11 protein-coding genes are annotated in these 17264 nt (G+C 72.8%); 7 read left to right on the top strand and 4 right to left on the bottom strand.

The features are described from left to right. Positions 1–386: 386 nt before the first annotated feature. Positions 387–1094 carry a DsbA family oxidoreductase gene (locus AC067N_RS05585; RefSeq protein WP_478677578.1) on the bottom strand — a complete coding sequence of 236 codons (708 nt, stop codon included), beginning with the start codon at positions 1092–1094 and terminating at the stop codon, positions 387–389. A 356-nt stretch (positions 1095–1450) separates the two neighbouring features. Here AC067N_RS05585 and AC067N_RS05590 point away from each other — a divergent pair, with 356 nt between their 5' ends. Beyond that, on the top strand, positions 1451–2665 hold the full coding sequence (locus tag AC067N_RS05590; protein ID WP_478677579.1) for an IS701 family transposase: 1215 nt from the start codon (positions 1451–1453) through the stop codon (positions 2663–2665). On the opposite strand, the gene AC067N_RS05595 is transcribed toward AC067N_RS05590, so the two are convergent. From AC067N_RS05595 to AC067N_RS05605, 3 genes are all read right to left on the bottom strand, one after another. Further along, entirely contained in the window at positions 2653–4674 is a 2022-nt protein-coding gene (locus AC067N_RS05595) for a helix-turn-helix domain-containing protein (RefSeq protein ID WP_478677580.1), read from the bottom strand. The genes AC067N_RS05590 and AC067N_RS05595 overlap by 13 nt on opposite strands. Before the next feature lie 260 nt (positions 4675–4934). Continuing rightward, positions 4935–6188, bottom strand: a complete 1254-nt coding sequence (locus AC067N_RS05600) for an MFS transporter (RefSeq protein WP_478677581.1) — start codon at positions 6186–6188, stop codon at positions 4935–4937. Positions 6189–6362: 174 nt separating this feature from the next. Continuing rightward, entirely contained in the window at positions 6363–7448 is a 1086-nt protein-coding gene (locus AC067N_RS05605; protein WP_478677582.1) for an alkene reductase, read from the bottom strand. Between the two features lie 134 nt (positions 7449–7582). Here AC067N_RS05605 and AC067N_RS05610 point away from each other — a divergent pair, with 134 nt between their 5' ends. From AC067N_RS05610 to AC067N_RS05635, 6 genes are all read left to right on the top strand, one after another. Continuing rightward, positions 7583–10216 carry an ATP-binding protein gene (locus AC067N_RS05610; RefSeq protein WP_478677583.1) on the top strand — a complete coding sequence of 878 codons (2634 nt, stop codon included), beginning with the start codon at positions 7583–7585 and terminating at the stop codon, positions 10214–10216. A 126-nt stretch (positions 10217–10342) separates the two neighbouring features. Continuing rightward, positions 10343–11326, top strand: coding sequence for an NADPH:quinone reductase (locus AC067N_RS05615; protein WP_478677765.1), 984 nt, complete (start codon positions 10343–10345; stop codon positions 11324–11326). 104 nt (positions 11327–11430) lie between these two features. Beyond that, positions 11431–11973 carry an SRPBCC family protein gene (locus AC067N_RS05620; RefSeq protein WP_466207349.1) on the top strand — a complete coding sequence of 181 codons (543 nt, stop codon included), beginning with the start codon at positions 11431–11433 and terminating at the stop codon, positions 11971–11973. An 88-nt stretch (positions 11974–12061) separates the two neighbouring features. After that, positions 12062–13630 carry a class I adenylate-forming enzyme family protein gene (locus AC067N_RS05625; protein WP_478677584.1) on the top strand — a complete coding sequence of 523 codons (1569 nt, stop codon included), beginning with the start codon at positions 12062–12064 and terminating at the stop codon, positions 13628–13630. Between the two features lie 137 nt (positions 13631–13767). Then, positions 13768–15171, top strand: coding sequence for a nitrate/nitrite transporter (locus AC067N_RS05630; RefSeq protein WP_478677585.1), 1404 nt, complete (start codon positions 13768–13770; stop codon positions 15169–15171). Continuing rightward, positions 15164–17257, top strand: a complete 2094-nt coding sequence (locus AC067N_RS05635; RefSeq protein ID WP_478677586.1) for a molybdopterin oxidoreductase family protein — start codon at positions 15164–15166, stop codon at positions 17255–17257. Before AC067N_RS05630 ends, AC067N_RS05635 begins: the two co-directional genes overlap by 8 nt. The last annotated feature ends 7 nt before the right edge of the window (positions 17258–17264 follow it).

Raw genomic sequence — 17264 nt, forward strand, 5'->3', positions numbered from 1 at the left:
TGGAGGGCCGGGTGGTGCTGCTGTGAGGTTCGCGCTCGGGATGGCCGGACGGACTGCGGGGTGGCTTCCTGTTGTCGCCGCCACTCGCGTTCACTCCGGGTGTCCGGCCGACACGCGGGGGCGGTCGAGGTTCGTTCGTCGATCAGGAAGGGGAGCCAGGTGTCGTGGTTGTGGGGGACTCGCGTCCGTCTGTACCCGGTCCGTCGACGCCCAGCGACACCAACCGCAGGTCGGCTTCGGGCCTCGCCACGGAGACATGGTGTCCGGGCTGCCCAGGCGCGATCCATTCCGTCAACCTCTCAAGGTAGGCCCGCACCGTCACGCCCTCCGCAGCGGCTGCCGCCGCCAGGCGGTCGTACGTGGCGGTCGAGACACGAAGGTCCCTCTCAGGCATCGGTCGGCTGCCTCCCCTCGGCCAGCAGGTCGAGCAGTTCCTCCGCCCACGACGGGTCGTAGCGGTCGAGGCGGGGCAGGCCCCCCTTGTCGGGATCGCCGGTCCACCGGACGTGGGCGCCGGGGTTGTGGACCGCGTACCCGCCGGGCGCGAACAGGTGAGGGCTGCCCTGGATGTGAGGCCCCTGGGCGACGCGGAACTGCTCGTAGACCTCCGCGCGGCCGGCACCGCGCTCGAGAGCGCGGGCCAGGGCCCGTTCGTCGACGTGCTCACACCCCGCGGCGACGTCGAGGATCTCAGGGAGAATGCTGACGCACCGGCTCTCGACGTAGAACGCGTGGCGCAGTCCTGCGTCCAGTTCGTCGCTGCCGCGCAGGCCACCGACGGACGGGTCCTTCGCGGCCTGGACGGCTTCCATCACGGGCAGCATCGTCGAGGGGTAGTCGTACTCCCGCCCGGCCCACAGACGCCAGCCGAGGTCGGGTCGGTGAGCGGAGATCACCACGATCTCGGGCTCCACGATGAACTTGGGCGTGGGCTGGTGGTTGAACAACTCCAGCGGGAAGGCCCGGTGGTCGATCAGGAGGTCCTGCTCCCGTGCCCGGGCGGCAGTGCGCAGCGTGTGCAGGGCGAGGGTGGCCCACGGGCACCCCGGATCGGACCAGACGGTGACGGATCGTGGTGCCGGGGCAGTGCTCATGGTGTCCTCCTTGGTGGCGGGACCACACCGGGGTCCTCGACGTGTGTGTCGCGTCGTGGAATCCCATGGTGACGCGCTTGCGGTGCCCGGCGCCCGATGCCGGCGCTACTTCGTCAAGTCGCCCCGCAGCGGGCTCCGCGGAGATTCCCGCCGACCGGGACGGTGGTCCGGACACCGTCCGAACCGTGCGTTCCGGACAGGGATTTCCGGAGGAGAGCCAGGCGGTGGTGGCCCGGCCACCGCCGTCCGCCACAAGTCCTGTGCTCTGCGTACCTGGGAAGGGCACTTCGCCTGCCGCACATTGAACGGGCAGCCCTTCGGATCGTCTTCGTCTACTCCCGATGGAGGGTCCGTTCATGAGTGTGGTCGCGCTGAGCCCTGACCAAGCGCAGAGTCCGATCACGCACGAGCCGTCGTACGCAACTCCGTGCAAGGTGTCGCTGACGGAGATGTGTTCACTGCTTTTCGCCTCCCTGCCCCGCAGCGACCAACGTCGCAAGGGCATGGAGTACATACGTGGTTTGCTGGAGGTGAGGGGACGCAAGTCGATACGCAACATCGCCGCGCTTGTCGGTGGAGAGGCGACGGAACAGAGTCTGCACCACTTCATCAGCGACTCGAGCTGGGAATGGGGTCCGGTGCGCCGGGCACTGGCCCGGTACACGGTGAGCGCGGTCCCACCACAGGCTTGGGTGGTACGGCCCATGGTCATCCCCAAGGCAGGGCGGCACTCCGTCGGAGTGGAGCGGCGCTTCTTCCCGGAGCACGGGCAGATGCTCAACGCCCAGCAGGCCGTGGGCGTATGGGCGGTCGGCGAGGATGCGAGCGTGCCGGTCAACTGGCGGCTGCAGCTCTCCCCGGCCTGGCTCGCCGAGGACCGTCGGCGCCGCGCGTCCATACCGGACGACGCGTCGGCGGAGACCCTCGGTGAATGCGCGCTCCGGGCCTATCTGGAGACCGTGGCCTGGCGGCTGCCGTCCCGCCCCCTGGTGATGGACGCCCGCGGCGCTGACATCACCTCGACGGTGTCGCAACTCCTCGACCGGGGCATGCCGATGATGCTCAGGGTGGACGACTCCCTGCGGCTTTCGGTGAGGGACCCCGCGCTGAAGGGCTTCGGCACCACCTTCAGGCCGGTGCGCCAGATCATGAGCGCGAGCCGGGGCCTGCAGCGGCCGGTGGTGTGGCCGGGCGACGGCGCGGGGACGGGCAGGTGCTCCGGGCTCGTCACTGCCGTACGAGTGGCGCTGCCCGCCCCCGCGGGCCGGCCGGCCACACGCGGGCACGGTGACCTGCTCCTGCTGGGGCTGGGGAACAACGACCGGCGCCGGCCGCGGGAGGTGTGGCTGACCGACCTGACGTCGGTTCCGCCCGCGTTCCTGATGCGGCTGCGGGGGATGATCCCCCGGGTCGACCAGGACCTTGCCCACGGAGCCGGCCAGGTGGGGATCCGCGACTTCGCCGGACGCTCCTACCGCGGCTGGCACCGCCACGTCACCCTCGCGTCCGCCGCGCACATCCTGGCGGCCCTGGGCGACACCGACGACGCCGAACTCGGCTATGCGTCCTGATCCCCGGCTGTTTCCCCGGCCGACTCGTCGCGTTCCCGCAGCACACGCCGTATCCGGGACATCCGGAGCGCGAGCTGGATCTCCAGGGCGCGTTCGGGCTTCTGCCAGTCCGAGCCGATCAGTTCACCGATGCGTTCCAGCCGGCGGGCGACGGTGTTGGGGTGGACGTGGAGCTGCTCGGCCGCGTACGTGGGACTGCCGCCGGTGTCGAAGTAGGCGTCCAGCGTGCGGATCAGTTCCGTCAGCCGCTGCTCGTCGTAGTCGAGTACTGCTCCTATGGTGCCTTGGATGAACCTGTCGGCGTCCACCTGGTCCGACAGCAGCAGCCCCAGGAACCCCAGCTGGTGAGTCGAGGCGGAGGTTCCTGCGGCGCCCAGGGCGGTCATCGCATCGAGGCAGCGTGCCGCATCCCGGTACCCGTGGAGGACCGCACCGGGGTCCGACACGGGTCCGGAGCCGCTGACCGTGGGCGGAGGGCCGGGCAGGGACGACAGCTCGTCGTGCACCGTCCGGGCGGCGGTGCCCGGGTCGGTGCCCGGCAGCAGCAGCACGATGTCGCCTTCGTGCGTCGTCCGGAGCCCGTTCAGACGGCGTGCGCAGGTCGACGCCCGGGTCACCGCGTGTGCCTGCGCGCCCCCTTCGAGGCGGGCGATCACGACGACGTGCGGCTGATCGAGACCGATGCCCAGCCGGCGGGCGCGCCGCTCCAGCAGATCCCGGGGGCGGGGCCCACTGATCAGCAGGTCTTCGAGCAGTTCGTCCCGGAGCTGCCCCTCCACGGCCGCGCCTCGGCCCTCCTGGAGGGACAGCAGCACCGCGACGACGCGCGCCACGTACCGCAGTAGTTCCGCGGTGTCGCCGGTCAGGGCAGGACCGGCCTGGACGTACAAGGCGCCCAGGTGGTGACTGCGGGCGAGGACCGGCACGGACCAGATGCCGTCCTGCAGGAGGGCGGGCGCGGGATCCAGCAGGACACCGGCGGCCTTCGTGGCGCGAGCGAACTCCTCGCCGCGCTCGGACAGGTCACCGGCTGCGGCGATCGTCGTACCGTGCGGGCTGCACAGCAGCACCGGAGCACCCAGTCTGAAGTGGCACTCTTCCACCAGCAGCTGCGGGTCACAGCCGTCGAGCACCAGGGAGAGCAACTCCCCTTGGGCCTTGGCGAGCCCGCGTGCGTCGGCCAGGTCCGCCTCGGCGCGCGACAGCCGGTCCCGCAGGGCCGACGTCTCCGCGAGCGTCTCGTCCCAGTGAACGGCCCGTGACAGCGCCACACCGCCGATCTCGGCGAGCATGTTCGCCAGCGCTATCTCGTCCGCGGAGAAGTGGCGCACGCTGCGGTCCGCCACGTGCAGCGAGCCGGCGAAGGCGGTGCCGCGGCTCAACGGCACCGCGAGCACGGCGTGCAGGCCCTCGGCGCCGATCCACTGATCGAGCTCGGCGGAATGCCGGAAACTGTCGTCCGTCAGGTAGTCGGAGGTCCACAGTGGCGCGCGGTGTGCCAGTACCGCGGCCGCGAGCCCGGCTCCCTCCGGTAATCGCAGCCGCGTGTTGAGCATCGTGACGTGACCGTCGAGCGAGTGCAGCCGGAGCGCCCCGTCGTCGGTGGCGGGCAGGGTGACCCAGGAGACGTCGACGCCGAGCAGCAGCCGCGCCCGGCGGGTGATGATCTTGAGGGTGTCCTCGACCGTGTGCGGGCTCGTCAGATCGGAGGCCGTGTCGACGAGCGTGGCGAGGGCAGCGCTCCGCTGCTGACGACGCTCAAGCCGGGCCTGGATGCCCAGAGCCAGTCGTTTGATGCGTTCCACCGTGCGCAGGTCGCCGCCGGTCACGCCCTGTCTTCGTGCCTCCTCGACCACGGCTTCGAACCGGTTCGCCGACCCTTCACCGGCCAGGAGGTCCAGCAAGGCCAGCACAGCCGTCACCGCTTCGTCCTTCGTCCCCGACACGACGCCCTCCGGTGTCTCGATTCCCAACCGCCGGCAGTGACGGTGCACGAGGCCGAGTCGCATGGGCCGCAGCTCCACCGGTGCAACGGGAGGACACCCGCGTGCATTCCGCGAGCCGAGAGCCGCAACCTCTCTTCCCACGTGGTGACCTGGTGGCTTGCGGACCGCCACGATGGCCGCCAAGCAGGCTCACGGCTCGCTGTCCCTCACGAACCCCCTTGGGAATTATGCCAGTTGACGTATGGAATGAGGCTCTGGGAAACGGGTGTGTGCCGTCACACCCGCGGGGTGTGACGGCACATCCGGATCGAGGCCGCCGGCGGTCAGAGCGACAGGAGCGAGACGATGGCAGGGCCGAAGGCGGCACCGAGCAGATAGGCGAGGTTGAACAGGCCGATAGCCGGGGGGCGTTGGTCGTCGGGGACGGCCGAGGCGGCGCGCACTGCGAACGCTCCCTGGCCCGAGGCCGCCGCGATCGACGTCAGGGCCTGGGCGGCCAGCAGTACCGCGGCAGAGGTGCCGACGACAGCCAGCACCGTTCCCGCGAGGGCGAGACCCACCAGCGCGGTGATCACGACCCGGCGTCCCGTCCGTGCCGAGACCGCCACGACGAACCAGGAAAGGGCACCGCCCAGCAGCAGCGGCCACACCATGGCGACGCCGATCTCACTGGTGGACCACGACGTGTGATCCTCCAGCTGCTCCGGAATCGCGTACATCATGCCGAAGTTGACCACCGCCAGGCACAACGCGAGGCCCGCCGAGACCAGGAAGCCCGGGTTGCGGACCAGGACGGCGGGGACGAAACCCCGCGGCCGCGCGCGCACCCGGGCCGCCAGCGCTCCCGCCGCGAGGACGGAGCACACGCCGGCCACCAGCGGCGTGTGCGGCACGAACACGAACGCGGTGACCAGCGCGGTCAGCAGCACCGCGCCCAAGGGGTCGAACGGTTCCCGCCCTGCGGGAGCGCCGTGCCCGCACCGGGCCGCCGCGAAGGGCACGGCCACCGCACTCAGCACCGGCAGCGCCAGGGCGGCCTGCCAGGACAGCACGTCGTTCACGAGGGAACCGGCCAGCGGGGCCGTCGAACCCACCACGGCGAGCGAGGCGGTGACCAGTCCCATGGCGCGGGGCGAGCCGGCCAGGCTCATGGCCGTCGCCGTGAGGCCGGCCGTGCCGAGACCCATCAGGGCGGTGCCCAGGACGAGGACCGGCAGGACGGGTATGCCGGCCACCAGGCCCGCCCCCAGCAGGACGAGCAGACCGCACACGGTGAGCGCGCTGCGCGCCCCGCGGCGGTCCAGCAGCCCGGCCAGCAGGGGTGTTCCGACGGCTATGCCCCAGCCGAACGCGGTCACCGTCCAGGTGGCGGCCCCGGTCGTGACGCCGAGGTCCTTCGCGGCGTCGTCCAGGACCAGGGCGGGGCCCGCGATGCCGAAGGACAGCGGGCCGGCCATGAGGGCCAGCCAGAGGGCCGCGGGTCCGTGGAACGGGCCGCGGGTGGTGGTGGTTGCGTGAGGTTTCCTGCCCGGCGCGGCGGGACCCGGGGCGCCGGACTCGGCGAGTGAGTTGCTCATCTGTGCTCCCTGAGCGGTCGGTCGTCGCTGGACCACCCTGGCCCGGTCCGGCGTGCAGCCCTTCGGGGGAGAAGGCGCCGGCCGGGCCAGGGAGTCGGGGATCGGGGCAGGAGGGAAGCGGGGCGGGGCGGGCCGGGCGCCGACCGGGAGCCCCGCTGCCGCCTGCCCGGGGGATCAGCCGTCCAGCGTCGGGTAGTCGGTGTAGCCCCGGTGGTCGCCTCCGTAGAAGGTCTCCGGGTCGGGCGTGTTGTAGGGGCCGCCGGCCTTGATCCGCGCGGGCAGGTCGGGGTTGGCGAGCCACAGCGAGCCGATGCTCACCGCGTCGCACAGGCCCTCGGCCAGGACCGCCTCGGCGGCCTCGGGCGTCACCGCGGCCTCCTCGCCCGTGGCGTGCGGGTTGAGGATGAGGACGCCCGGCCACTCGCGCCGGATCAGCTTCGTGATGTCACGGCCGCCGAACTCCATCAGGTGGACGTAGGCCAGGCTGAGCGGCGCCAGGGCGCGGATCAGGGCCTCGTACAGCGCGGCGGAGTCGCTCTCCTCGATGCCGTTGGTCGTGTTGGCGGGGGAGAGGCGGATACCGACCCGCTCGGGGCCGATCGCGTCGCTGACCGCCTGGGCGACCTCGACGGCGAAGCGGATGCGGTTGTCGATGCTGCCGCCGTAGGCGTCGGTGCGCAGGTTGGTGTTGTCGGCGAGGAACTGGTGGATCAGGTAGCCGTTGGCGCCGTGCAGTTCCACACCGTCGAACCCGGCGTCCATCGCGTACTTGGCGGCGGAGATGTGGTCCTCCACCGCACGGGCGATGTCCTCCAGGTCCATGGCCTTGGGCGTGGGGTGGTCCAGCATGCCCTCCGGCGTGTACATACGGCCGCCCGAGGCCACCGCCGAGGGGGCCAGCGGCAGCGCGCCGTCGGGGTAGAGGCTCGGGTGCCCGATACGGCCCGAGTGCATGATCTGAACGAAGATCCGGCCCTGCCGCTCGTGCACCGCGTCGGTCACCCGACGCCATGCCTCCACCTGCTCGGGCGTGTGCACGCCCGGTGTGTCGATGTATCCCTGCCCGATCACGCAGGGCTGCGTGCCCTCGGTGATGATGAGGCCCGCTCCGGCGCGCTGTCCGTAGTAGTCGGCCGCCAGCGGGGTCTGTACGCCGTCCCTGGCCCGGCTGCGCGTCATCGGCGCCATGACGAGCCGGTTGGGCAGCGTCAGCTTGCCCAGGGGCAGCGGTTCGAAGAAGTGGCTCACGATCTCCTCCATCGGGGAACCGGCTTGTTCCACACCGTAGGAAGGGGGGAGGTCAGGCCGAATCAGTAAGATTTCTGAAACCGGATACGTACGTCGGCACGGCTTGCCTACCGGTGGGCCGCATCACGGGGAGTGGGGGCACCTACGTGCTGTACGGCAGGTCCACCGAGCTTGCGGCCCTCGAGGAACTCACCGCCCGGGCCCGCGAGGGACGCAGCGGTGCCCTGGTCCTGCGCGGTGAGGCGGGCATCGGGAAGACGGCCCTGCTCGACCGGGCGGCGCAGTCGGCGTCTGTGTCGGACATGCGGGTCCTGCGGGTCACCGGGGTCGAGCCGGAGGCGGACCTGGCCTTCGGCGGGCTGGTGCAGCTGCTGTGGCCGGTGCAGGACCGGCTGGACGGGTTACCCGAACCCCAGGCGGACGCCCTGCGGGCGGTCCTGGGGACGGGCCGCACCCGGACGCAGGACAGGTTCCTGACCGGCCTGGCCGTGCTCACGCTCCTGGCGGACCTGGCCGAGCAGGGGCCGCTGCTGTGCCTGGTGGACGACGCCCAGTGGCTGGATCAGGCCACCTCCGACGCGCTCCTCTTCGCCGCCCGCCGGCTCGCCGCCGAGCAGGTGGCCATGGTGTTCGCCACCCGGGACGAGGGGTTCGCCGCCCCCGGGCTCACCGAACTGCGCCCGTCCCGGCTGGACACCGGCGACGCGGTGAGCCTCCTCGCCGACCTGGGGCTGCCCCCCGCCCTGCGGGACCAGGTCATCGCCGAGTCCGCCGGGAACCCGCTGGCGCTCATCGAGTTCGGCGCCGCCCGCCGCGACGACCCCGGCAGCTTCACGCCCGTGACCGTCGCCGACCGGGTGCTGTCGTCGTACCGCACCCAGATCGCCGCGCTCCCCGAGAAGACGCGGCTGGCGCTGCTGTTCGCCGCGGCCGAGGGGCGGGGCGACCTGCCGCTGCAGATGAAGGCGGCCCGCACGCTCGGCGTGGGTCTGGTGGACCTGGAGGACGCGGAGCGGGCGGGGCTGATCCAGGTGACCGAGAGCACCGTCGTCTTCCGCCACCCGCTGATCGGGACCGCCGCCTACCAGGGAGCCGTGCTGGCCCGGCGGATCGCCGTCCACCAGGCGCTGGCCGACGCCGCGGAGGACCCCGACTGCCGGGCCCGCCACCTGCCGCTGGCCACCACCTCACCCGACGACGAGGTCGCCGCCGAACTGGTCGCCGCCGCCGAGCGGGCCGCCGACCGCAGCGCCTACGCCGCCGCCTCGCTCCTGCACCAGCAGGCCGCCCGGCTCACCCCCGACCGCCGCGCCCAGGTCCACCGGCTCACCGACGCCGCGACCTGCGCCCTGAACGCCGGACACGCCGGCCAGGCCCGGGACCTGGCCGAGCAGGCCGAGCGGTCGGCCCCCGAACCGGAGGACCTGGCCCGGCTCGCCCCCGTGCGGGCCGCCGTGATGTTCGAGTCGGGGGACCAGCGGGAGGCCGCCCGCCTGCTGCTGCGGCGGACGCACGCGGCCGGCCCCGGCCTCGGCCCCGCCATGCTCCGCACCGGCGCCACGTACGGCTGGTTCGCCGGCGACGCGGAGTCCGTGCGTGAGGCCGCCGAGCGGCTGGCGTCCCTCGGGGAGGCCGACCCGATGGTGGAGGGCATGGCCCACCTCGTCGACGACGACTACGCCCGCGGACTGCCCCTGCTGGAGCGCGCCGTCGCCGCCGGCCAGGACGGCTCGGACGCGGCGCGCACCCGCGCCCTGCACAGCGCGATCCTGCTCGGCGACGACGCCACGGCCATGGAACTGGCCGCGGCCGAGGTGGCCCGCTGCCGCGCGCGGGGCCTCATCGGGGCCCTGCCCCAGGCCCTGCACCTGCTGGCGGAACGCCAGGTGCTGGCCGGGGCCCACCGCGACGCCGAGGCGTCGGTGGCCGAGGCCGTGGAGATCGCCCGCGACACCGGGCTGCGCGAGCGCGTCGCCTGGCTCAACGGCGTTCCCGCCCGGATCGCGGCGATCGAGGGCGACGAGCAGCGCTGCCGCGACCTCACGCGGGACGTCCCCGACGTCGGCCGGGTGGCCGGCGAGAGCGCCCTGAGCCTGCTGGAACTGGCGCGCGGCGACTACGAGGCGGCCCTCGGCCGGCTGGAGACCGCCGTCGGCCCGGGGCCGCAGCGCCACACGGCGATGGCCATGGCCACCGTCGCCGATCAGGTGGAGGCCGCCGTACGGCTCGGGCAGTCCGAGCGGGCGGAGCGGCCGGTGCGCGCCTTCGAGGCCTGGGCGCGGGCCGGCCGGCAGCCGTGGGCACTGGCGGTGGCCCATCGGTGCCGGGCGCTGGTCGACGGGCGCGAGGAGGACTACCGGGAGGCGGTCCGGCTGCACGGACAGGGCCGGCGGCCCTTCGAGCGGGCCCGCACCGCGCTGCTGTACGGGGAGTGGCTGCGCAGGGCCCGGCGCCGCAGCGAGGCCCGTGACACGCTCCGGTCCGCCCTGGAGGACTTCGAGCGGCTGCGCGCCGTGCCCTGGGGGGAGCGCGCGCGTGCGGAGCTGCGGGCGGCGGGTGACGCGACGACGGGCGCCAAGGCCACCGCGGAGAACGTCCTCGACCGGCTGACCCCGCAGGAGCTGCAGGTGGTCCGGCTGGCGGCCGACGGCAACAGCAGCCGGGAGATCGCCGCGCAGCTGTTCCTCAGCCGCAGGACGGTCGAGCACCATCTGTACAAGGCCTATCCCAAGCTGGGCGTCGGCTCCCGGCGGGAACTGGCACGTCTCAACCTGGTCTGAACGGCGTGGATCTGACGGAGAACGAGGCGGATCTGACAGAGATGGTTCCGATCTGACAGATCCGCGACGGCGTCCGGGCCGCTCGCGGACGAGGCCGGGGCCTCTTTGCCAGAATCCCTGACCATGATGCGTGCTGCCTACATTGAACAGCTCGGATCTCCGGACGTCATCCGTTACGGTGATCAGCCCACGCCGGAACCGGGGCCGACCGACGTCCTGGTGGACGTCACGGCCGTCTCGGTCAACCACGTCGACACCTTCGTGCGCTCGGGCGCCTGGCGCACCCCGCTCACCTTCCCCTTCGTCATAGGCCGGGACCTCACCGGCACCGTCGCCGCGGTCGGCACCGGAGTCCACCGGTTCCGGCCCGGCGACCGGGTGTGGTGCAACAGCCTCGGCCACGACGGCCGTCAGGGGGCCGCCGCCGAGCGGGTGGTGGTGCCCGTCGACCGGCTGTACCGCCTGCCGGAGCGCGCCGACCCGTACGAGACCGTCGCGCTGGCCCATCCGGCCGCGACCGCCTACCTCGGCCTGTTCACCCACGGGCGGCTCCGCTCCGGCGAGACCGTCGTCGTGGTCGGCGCGGGCGGGAACGTCGGCAGCGCCCTGGTGGTGATGGCCGCCGCCGCGGGCGCCCGGGTCGTGGCCGTCGCCTCCGCGCGGGACGCCGGGTACTGCCGCGGCCTCGGCGCCGACCACGTCGTCGACTACCGGGACCCCGACGTGCCCGGGCGCATCCGTGCCGCCGCCCCGGCGGGTGCCGACCTCTACCTCGACGCGTCGGGCACCAACGACCTGGAGACCGCGGTGGACCTGCTCGCCGGGCGGGGGCGGATCGTGCTGCTCGCCGGACTGCTCTCCCGGCCTGTGCTGCCGGTGGGGCCGCTGTACCTGAGGGACCGTTCCATCCACGGCTTCGCCATCTCGCACGCCACCGCCGGGGAGCTCGCCGAGGCCGCCAGCGCCATCAACCGGCTGGTCGCCGACGGCAGCCTCAGGCCCCGGGCCGTCGAGCGGCTGAACCTGAGCGACGCCGCCGAGGCCCACCGCCGGCTGGAGGAGGGCAAGGTGCACGGAAAACTCGTGCTGAGCGTCACCGACGGCGCCTGAGGCGAACGGGGCGCACGGCGCCGGTGAAATGCGGGAATTCAGACCTGACAAATGAGAAAGCCGCTCTTTGACCGGCGCCGGGCAGCCTCGACAGAATTCTGCACATGACTCAGTCAATCATCGACACGTCGCCGCTCTTCGAGCTCAAGGCCGACATTCACATTTCCGCGACCCCGCTCGAGGTCTACTCCGTCGTCAGTGATCTGCCGCGCAGTGCCGAATGGAGCCCCGAATGCCGGGGCGGCACATGGGTCTCCGGCGAACCGTCCACCGTCGGCGCCGTCTTCCGCGGCGAGAACCTCCGCAGCGAGGACGTCGTCGCCTGGGCGCCCCTGGTGCGCGGCGTCTGGCACACCGAGTGCCGCATCACCGCCGCCGAGCCCGGCCGCACCTTCCGGTGGATGATGCTCACCCACGCCCGCGAGGACCAGGAGAGCATCTGGGGCTTCGACATGGCGCCCGCCGAGGACGGCTGCGTGCTCACCCACCACTTCCGCATGGGCCGGGCCACCGCCGGCATCCACAAGATCGTCGCCGACCTCGACGAGGACGACCGCAAGCGCTTCGTGGCCGACTGGACCGCCAAGCTCGAACAGGACCTCGACGCCACGCTGAAGCGCATCAAGGACGTCATCGAAAAGCGGTGACAATTCCCGGTGATCCGTACGGGAGCCTGAATTCAAACGGCCCGCCGCACGGCTGAGGAACAGTCACGGCGGATGAGAGGGTGGGCAGATGTTTCTCCAGCGCATCGGAAACAAGGGAATTCGGCTGGGCACGCTCTTCGACCGGGCCGCGGCCCGGCACCCGGCGAATCCCGTGATTCTCGACCATGATCTCGACGTCGCTCCGGAGCGCGGGCGCCGCATGACGCTCACGGAGGTCGCCGACCTCGTCGACGACCTGGCCTCCCGGCTGTGGGCGGCCGGCGTCCGGCCCGGGGAGCGCGTGGTCGTCCACAAGACCAACGGGTTCGACATCACGCTCCTGGCCTGCTCAACGGCCAGGATCGGCGCCGTCCCGGTCCTGCTGTCCCCGAAGCTCGACGGCGCCACCGTGTGCGAGCTGGTGCGCCGCGTGGACCGGCCCTACCTGGTGACCGACCAGGACAAGCTGGACCACCACCTGCCCGCCGAGATCTTCGGCCTGACCCGGCAGGTGCTCCTGGCCTCCGGCAGCCACGACGAGGCCGTCACGCTCGCCTCGCTGGCCGGCTCGACCCGGGTCGCGCCGGTCACCATGCCCCCGGACCACCCGACGCTGGTCACCCACACCTCCGGCACCACCGGAACGCCCAAGCTGGCGGTGCACACCGGGCGCACCTTCCAGGCCCGCTACCGCCCCCAGGGCACGGTGGCCTCCCTGGTGGGCCGCAGCGAACCGGTGGCCATCCACGTGTCGTTCGTGCACTCGCGGATGTTCACCGCCATGCCCATCACGATCCTCCAGGGGCACCCGCTGATCATCCTCCGGGACGACGACCCGGAGGTCGTGGCCGAGGTGTTCCGCCAGGCCCCGCCGGGTCTGATCGAGGCACACCCCAACACGTTCCTGCGCTGGGAGGTGCTGGTCGACGACCCGCGCCGGCCGCTGGCGAACGTGAAGTACTTCAGCAGCACCTTCGACGCCATCCACCCGCGCACCGTGCACCTGATGCTGACCGCGTCCCGCCGCGAGTCGCCGCAGTTCGTCCAGATGTACGGGCAGAGCGAGGTCGGCCCGATCGCCGGGCGCACCTACTCCAAGAAGCGCGGCGCGGACGCCGACGGCCGCTGCGTGGGCTCCCCGTTCCCCGGTATGACGGGCGTGCGGGTGGTCAGCCGGGACGGCAAGCGGCCCACCAAGTCCAACCCGGGCTACATCGAGGTGCGTTCCGACGGACGGATCGTCACCTACCTCGGCGAGCACGCGCGCTGGGAGAAGCAGGCCGACGGCGAGTGGTGGCGCATGGGCGACCTCGGCTACCGCACCAAGTGGGGCTGCCTGCACCTGCTCGACCGGGAGGTCGACGAGATCAAGGGCATCGACAGCACCCTGGAGATCGAGGACACCCTCTTCGCCCGGATACCGGAGCTCGTCGAGGTCATCATCGTCCCGGACGAGGACGGCAGGCCCCTGCCCGTGGTGTGCACCCGCGACGACAAGCCGCTCGACCTGGCGGCCTGGAAGTCCGCGGTGGCCGGTCTGCCCGCGATGGCGGAGCCCGTGCAGTGGAAGCTCGACGACCTGCCGCAGACCGCCACCACCAAGATCAAGCGGCTGGAGCTGGCCCGGCTGCTGAAGGCGGAGCGGACGGACGCCTAGGTCCCGGATCCCGCACCGCCACCTCCTCGGGGCGCGGGCCCATCCCGCCCCCCGTGGGCCCGTGCCCCCGTCACCCCCCGCACGACGGCCCGGCGCCACGCGCCGGGCCGCCGTCCCCAGCCGAGGAGTTGCCCCCGATGACGGCACTGCGCGCCTCCCGACGCCGGATCGAGCACTGGGATCCGGAGGACGAGGAGTTCTGGGAGCGCACCGGCAAGCACGTCGCCCGACGCAACCTCGTCCTGTCCGTCCTCTCCGAGCACATCGGGTTCTCGATCTGGAGCATGTGGTCGGTCCTGGTGCTGTTCATGTCCCCGGCCATCGGCCTGGGCTTCGCCCCGAGCGAGAAGTTCCTGCTGGTGGTCACCCCCACCCTGGTGGGGGCACTGCTGCGACTGCCCTACAGCTACGCCGTGACCCGGTTCGGCGGGCGGAACTGGACCGTGTTCAGCTCGGTCCTGCTGTTCGTGCCCGCGCTGCCGGCGCTGTACTTCGTCCAGCGGCCCGGCACACCCCTGTGGGTGTTCCTGCTCATCGCCGCGACCGCGGGCGTCGGCGGCGGCAACTTCGCCTCCTCGACCACCAACATCGCCCACTTCTACCCCCGGCGTCACCAGGGCTGGGCGCTCGGTCTCAACGCCGGCGGCGGCAACCTGGGCGTCGCCGTCATCCAGCTCGTCGGCCTGCTGGTCATCGCCACCGCGGGCGACACCCACCCCGCCTACGTGATCGCCGCCTACCTGCCGCTGATCGCCCTGGCCGCCGTGCTCGCGGCGCTCGGCATGGACAACGTCGACACCGGCCCGGCCTCGACGGGCGCGCTGCGCGAGGCGGTGGGCAACCCGCACACCTGGTGGATCTCGCTGCTGTACCTGGGCACGTTCGGCTCGTTCATCGGGTACGGCTTCGCCTTCGGGCTCGTGCTGCAGAACCAGTTCGGCTCGACACCGCTGGAGGCCGTCGGGTTCACCTTCCTCGGGCCGCTGCTCGGCTCGCTGTCCCGCCCGCTGGGCGGCCGGCTCGCCGACCGCTGGGGAGGCGCCCGGGTCACCTTCTGGAACTTCCTCGCCATGGGCGCCGGCACACTCCTGCTGCTGATGGCCTCGGCCCACCACTCGCTGGCGCTGTTCGTCGCCGTGTTCACGGTGCTGTTCGTGCTCAGCGGCCTGGGCAACGGCTCCACGTACAAGCTGATCCCGGTCGTCTTCGCCGGGCAGGCGGAGGCCGCCGTCACCGCCGGCCACGACGCGACCGAGGCCTTCGCCCGGGCCCGCCGCCTGACCGGCGCGGTCATCGGCATCGCCGGTGCCGTCGGCGCGCTCGGCGGCGTCGTCGTCAACCTGGCCTTCCGGGCGTCCTACGGCAGCCGCGGCACGGGCGAGCCGGCCTTCTGGTTCTTCCTCGCCTTCTACGCGGTGTGCGTGGCCGTCACCCTGCTGGTCTACCTGCGCGCCCCGCACGGCACCCCGACGGGCGAGGCGCGGCAGGCGCTGCGGGCCGGACGCGGGGCCGCCGAGACCTCGGAGGTCACCCGTGCCTGACAGCGCGCCGCGCACGAGCGTGGCCACCCACTGCCCGTACTGCGCCCTGCAGTGCGGCACCCGCCTCGGCCACGGCGCCTCGGGAACCGTGGTGGAACCCTCCGACTTCCCCGTCAACGACGGCAGCCTGTGCCAGAAGGGCTGGACCGCGCCCGCGGTGCTCGACGTCCCGGACCGGCTGCGCCGGCCACTGCTGCGGGGCCCGGACGGCCGTCTCGCCCCGGCCGACTGGGACACCGCCCTCGACACGGTCGCCGCGCGGCTGCGGCGCATCCGCGACGCGCACGGCCCGGACGCGCTCGCCGTGTTCGGCGGGGGCGGCCTCACCAACGAGAAGGCCTACCTGCTGGGCAAGTTCGCCCGACTCGCCCTCGGAACCAGCCAGATCGACTACAACGGCCGGTTCTGCATGTCCTCGGCCGCCGCGGCCGGCAACGCCGCCTTCGGCCTGGACCGCGGACTGCCGTTCCCCGTCGCCGACCTCGACGCGGCCGACACCGTCCTGCTCGCCGGCGCCAACCCCGCCGAGACCATGCCGCCCTTGATGCGGCATCTGCGCAAGGCCGACCTGATCGTCGTCGACCCGCGCCGCACCAAGACCGCCGAACGGGCCGCCGTGCACCTGCAGCCGGTGCCCGGCACCGACCTCGCGCTGGCGCTGGGGCTGCTGCACATCGCCGTGAGCGACGGCTGGTGCGACAAGGAGTACGTCCAGGAGCGCACCACCGGCTTCGACGCGGCCTGGCGGCGCGCCGTCACCTGGTGGCCCGAGCGCGTCGAACAGGTCACGGGCGTGCCCGTCGCCGAACAGCGCGCCGCCGTGGAGCTGCTGGGCGAGGCACGCCGGGCCTACGTGCTGACCGGACGGGGTGCCGAGCAGCACAGCAAGGGCGCCGACACCGCCGCGGCCTTCATCAACCTCGCCCTCGCCCTGGGCCTGCCCGGGGTCGCCGGCAGCGGCTACGGCTGCCTGACCGGACAGGGCAACGGCCAGGGCGGCCGCGAGCACGGGCAGAAGGCCGACCAGCTCCCCGGCTACCGCATGATCACCGACCCGGAGGCACGGGCCCACGTCGCCCGGGTCTGGGGCACCACACCGGACGCCCTGCCCGGCCCCGGCCGCAGCGCCTACGAACTGCTCGACGCGCTCGGCACCGAGGGCGGCCCGCGCGCCCTGCTGGTGTTCGGCTCCAACCCCCTGGTGTCCGCGCCCCACTCCGCCCATGTCGCCGACCGGCTGGCGGCCCTCGACCTGCTGGTGGTGGCCGACTTCGTGCCCTCGGAGACCGCGCGGACCGCCGACGTCGTCCTGCCGGTCGCACAGTGGGCCGAGGAGGAGGGCACCCTGACGAATCTGGAGGGCAGGGTGCTGCGGCGCCGCCGGCTGCTGCCCCCGCCGGAGGGCGTGCGCACCGACCTGGAGGTCCTGCACGGCCTCGCGGTCCGGCTCGGTGAACCGGCCCACCGCTACCCGACGGCGCCGCGCCAGGTCTTCGACGAACTGAGGCGCGCCTCCCGCGGCGGTACGGCCGACTACTCCGGCATCACCTACGAGCGCCTCGACGCGGGGGAGGCCCTGCACTGGCCCTGCCCGGAACGCCCCGGCGGGCAGCCGCACCCCGGCACGCCCCGCCTCTTCCTCGACGGCTTCGCCACCCCGGACGGCCGCGCCCGGTTCGCCGAGGTCGACCACCGCGACCCGGCCGAGACGCCCGACGCCGGCCACCCCCTGTACGCCACCACCGGCCGGGTCCTCGCCCACTACCAGTCCGGCGCGCAGACCCGCCGCGTGCCCGAACTCAACGACGCCGTCCCCGAGCCGTACGTCGAGATCCACCCCGACACCGCCGAACGCGCGGGCCTGCGCGAGGGCGGCACGGCCCGCGTCACCTCGGCCCGCGGCACCACGGTCGCGCGGGTCAGGCTGGTCGGCAGCATGCGCACGGACACGGTGTTCCTGCCGTTCCACCATCCCGGCGCCGGCCGGGCCAACCTGATCACCGGCACCGCCCTCGACCCCCGCAGCAGGATGCCCGAGTTCAAGGTCTGCGCCGTGCGGATCGAACCCGGCACCGACGCGCCGTGAGGCCCGC

It is taken from the genome of Streptomyces sp. NPDC042364 (assembly GCF_056437585.1).

Coding starts and splice junctions, on each gene's coding strand:
- AC067N_RS05605 (WP_478677582.1), bottom strand. CDS start 7,448: ATGGAGGAGATCGTGAGCCACTTCTTCGAACCGCTGCCCCTGGGCAAG.
- AC067N_RS05590 (WP_478677579.1), top strand. CDS start 1,451: ATGAGTGTGGTCGCGCTGAGCCCTGACCAAGCGCAGAGTCCGATCACG.
- AC067N_RS05615 (WP_478677765.1), top strand. CDS start 10,343: ATGCGTGCTGCCTACATTGAACAGCTCGGATCTCCGGACGTCATCCGT.
- AC067N_RS05595 (WP_478677580.1), bottom strand. CDS start 4,674: ATGCGACTCGGCCTCGTGCACCGTCACTGCCGGCGGTTGGGAATCGAG.
- AC067N_RS05630 (WP_478677585.1), top strand. CDS start 13,768: ATGACGGCACTGCGCGCCTCCCGACGCCGGATCGAGCACTGGGATCCG.
- AC067N_RS05620 (WP_466207349.1), top strand. CDS start 11,431: ATGACTCAGTCAATCATCGACACGTCGCCGCTCTTCGAGCTCAAGGCC.
- AC067N_RS05625 (WP_478677584.1), top strand. CDS start 12,062: ATGTTTCTCCAGCGCATCGGAAACAAGGGAATTCGGCTGGGCACGCTC.
- AC067N_RS05585 (WP_478677578.1), bottom strand. CDS start 1,094: ATGAGCACTGCCCCGGCACCACGATCCGTCACCGTCTGGTCCGATCCG.
- AC067N_RS05600 (WP_478677581.1), bottom strand. CDS start 6,188: ATGAGCAACTCACTCGCCGAGTCCGGCGCCCCGGGTCCCGCCGCGCCG.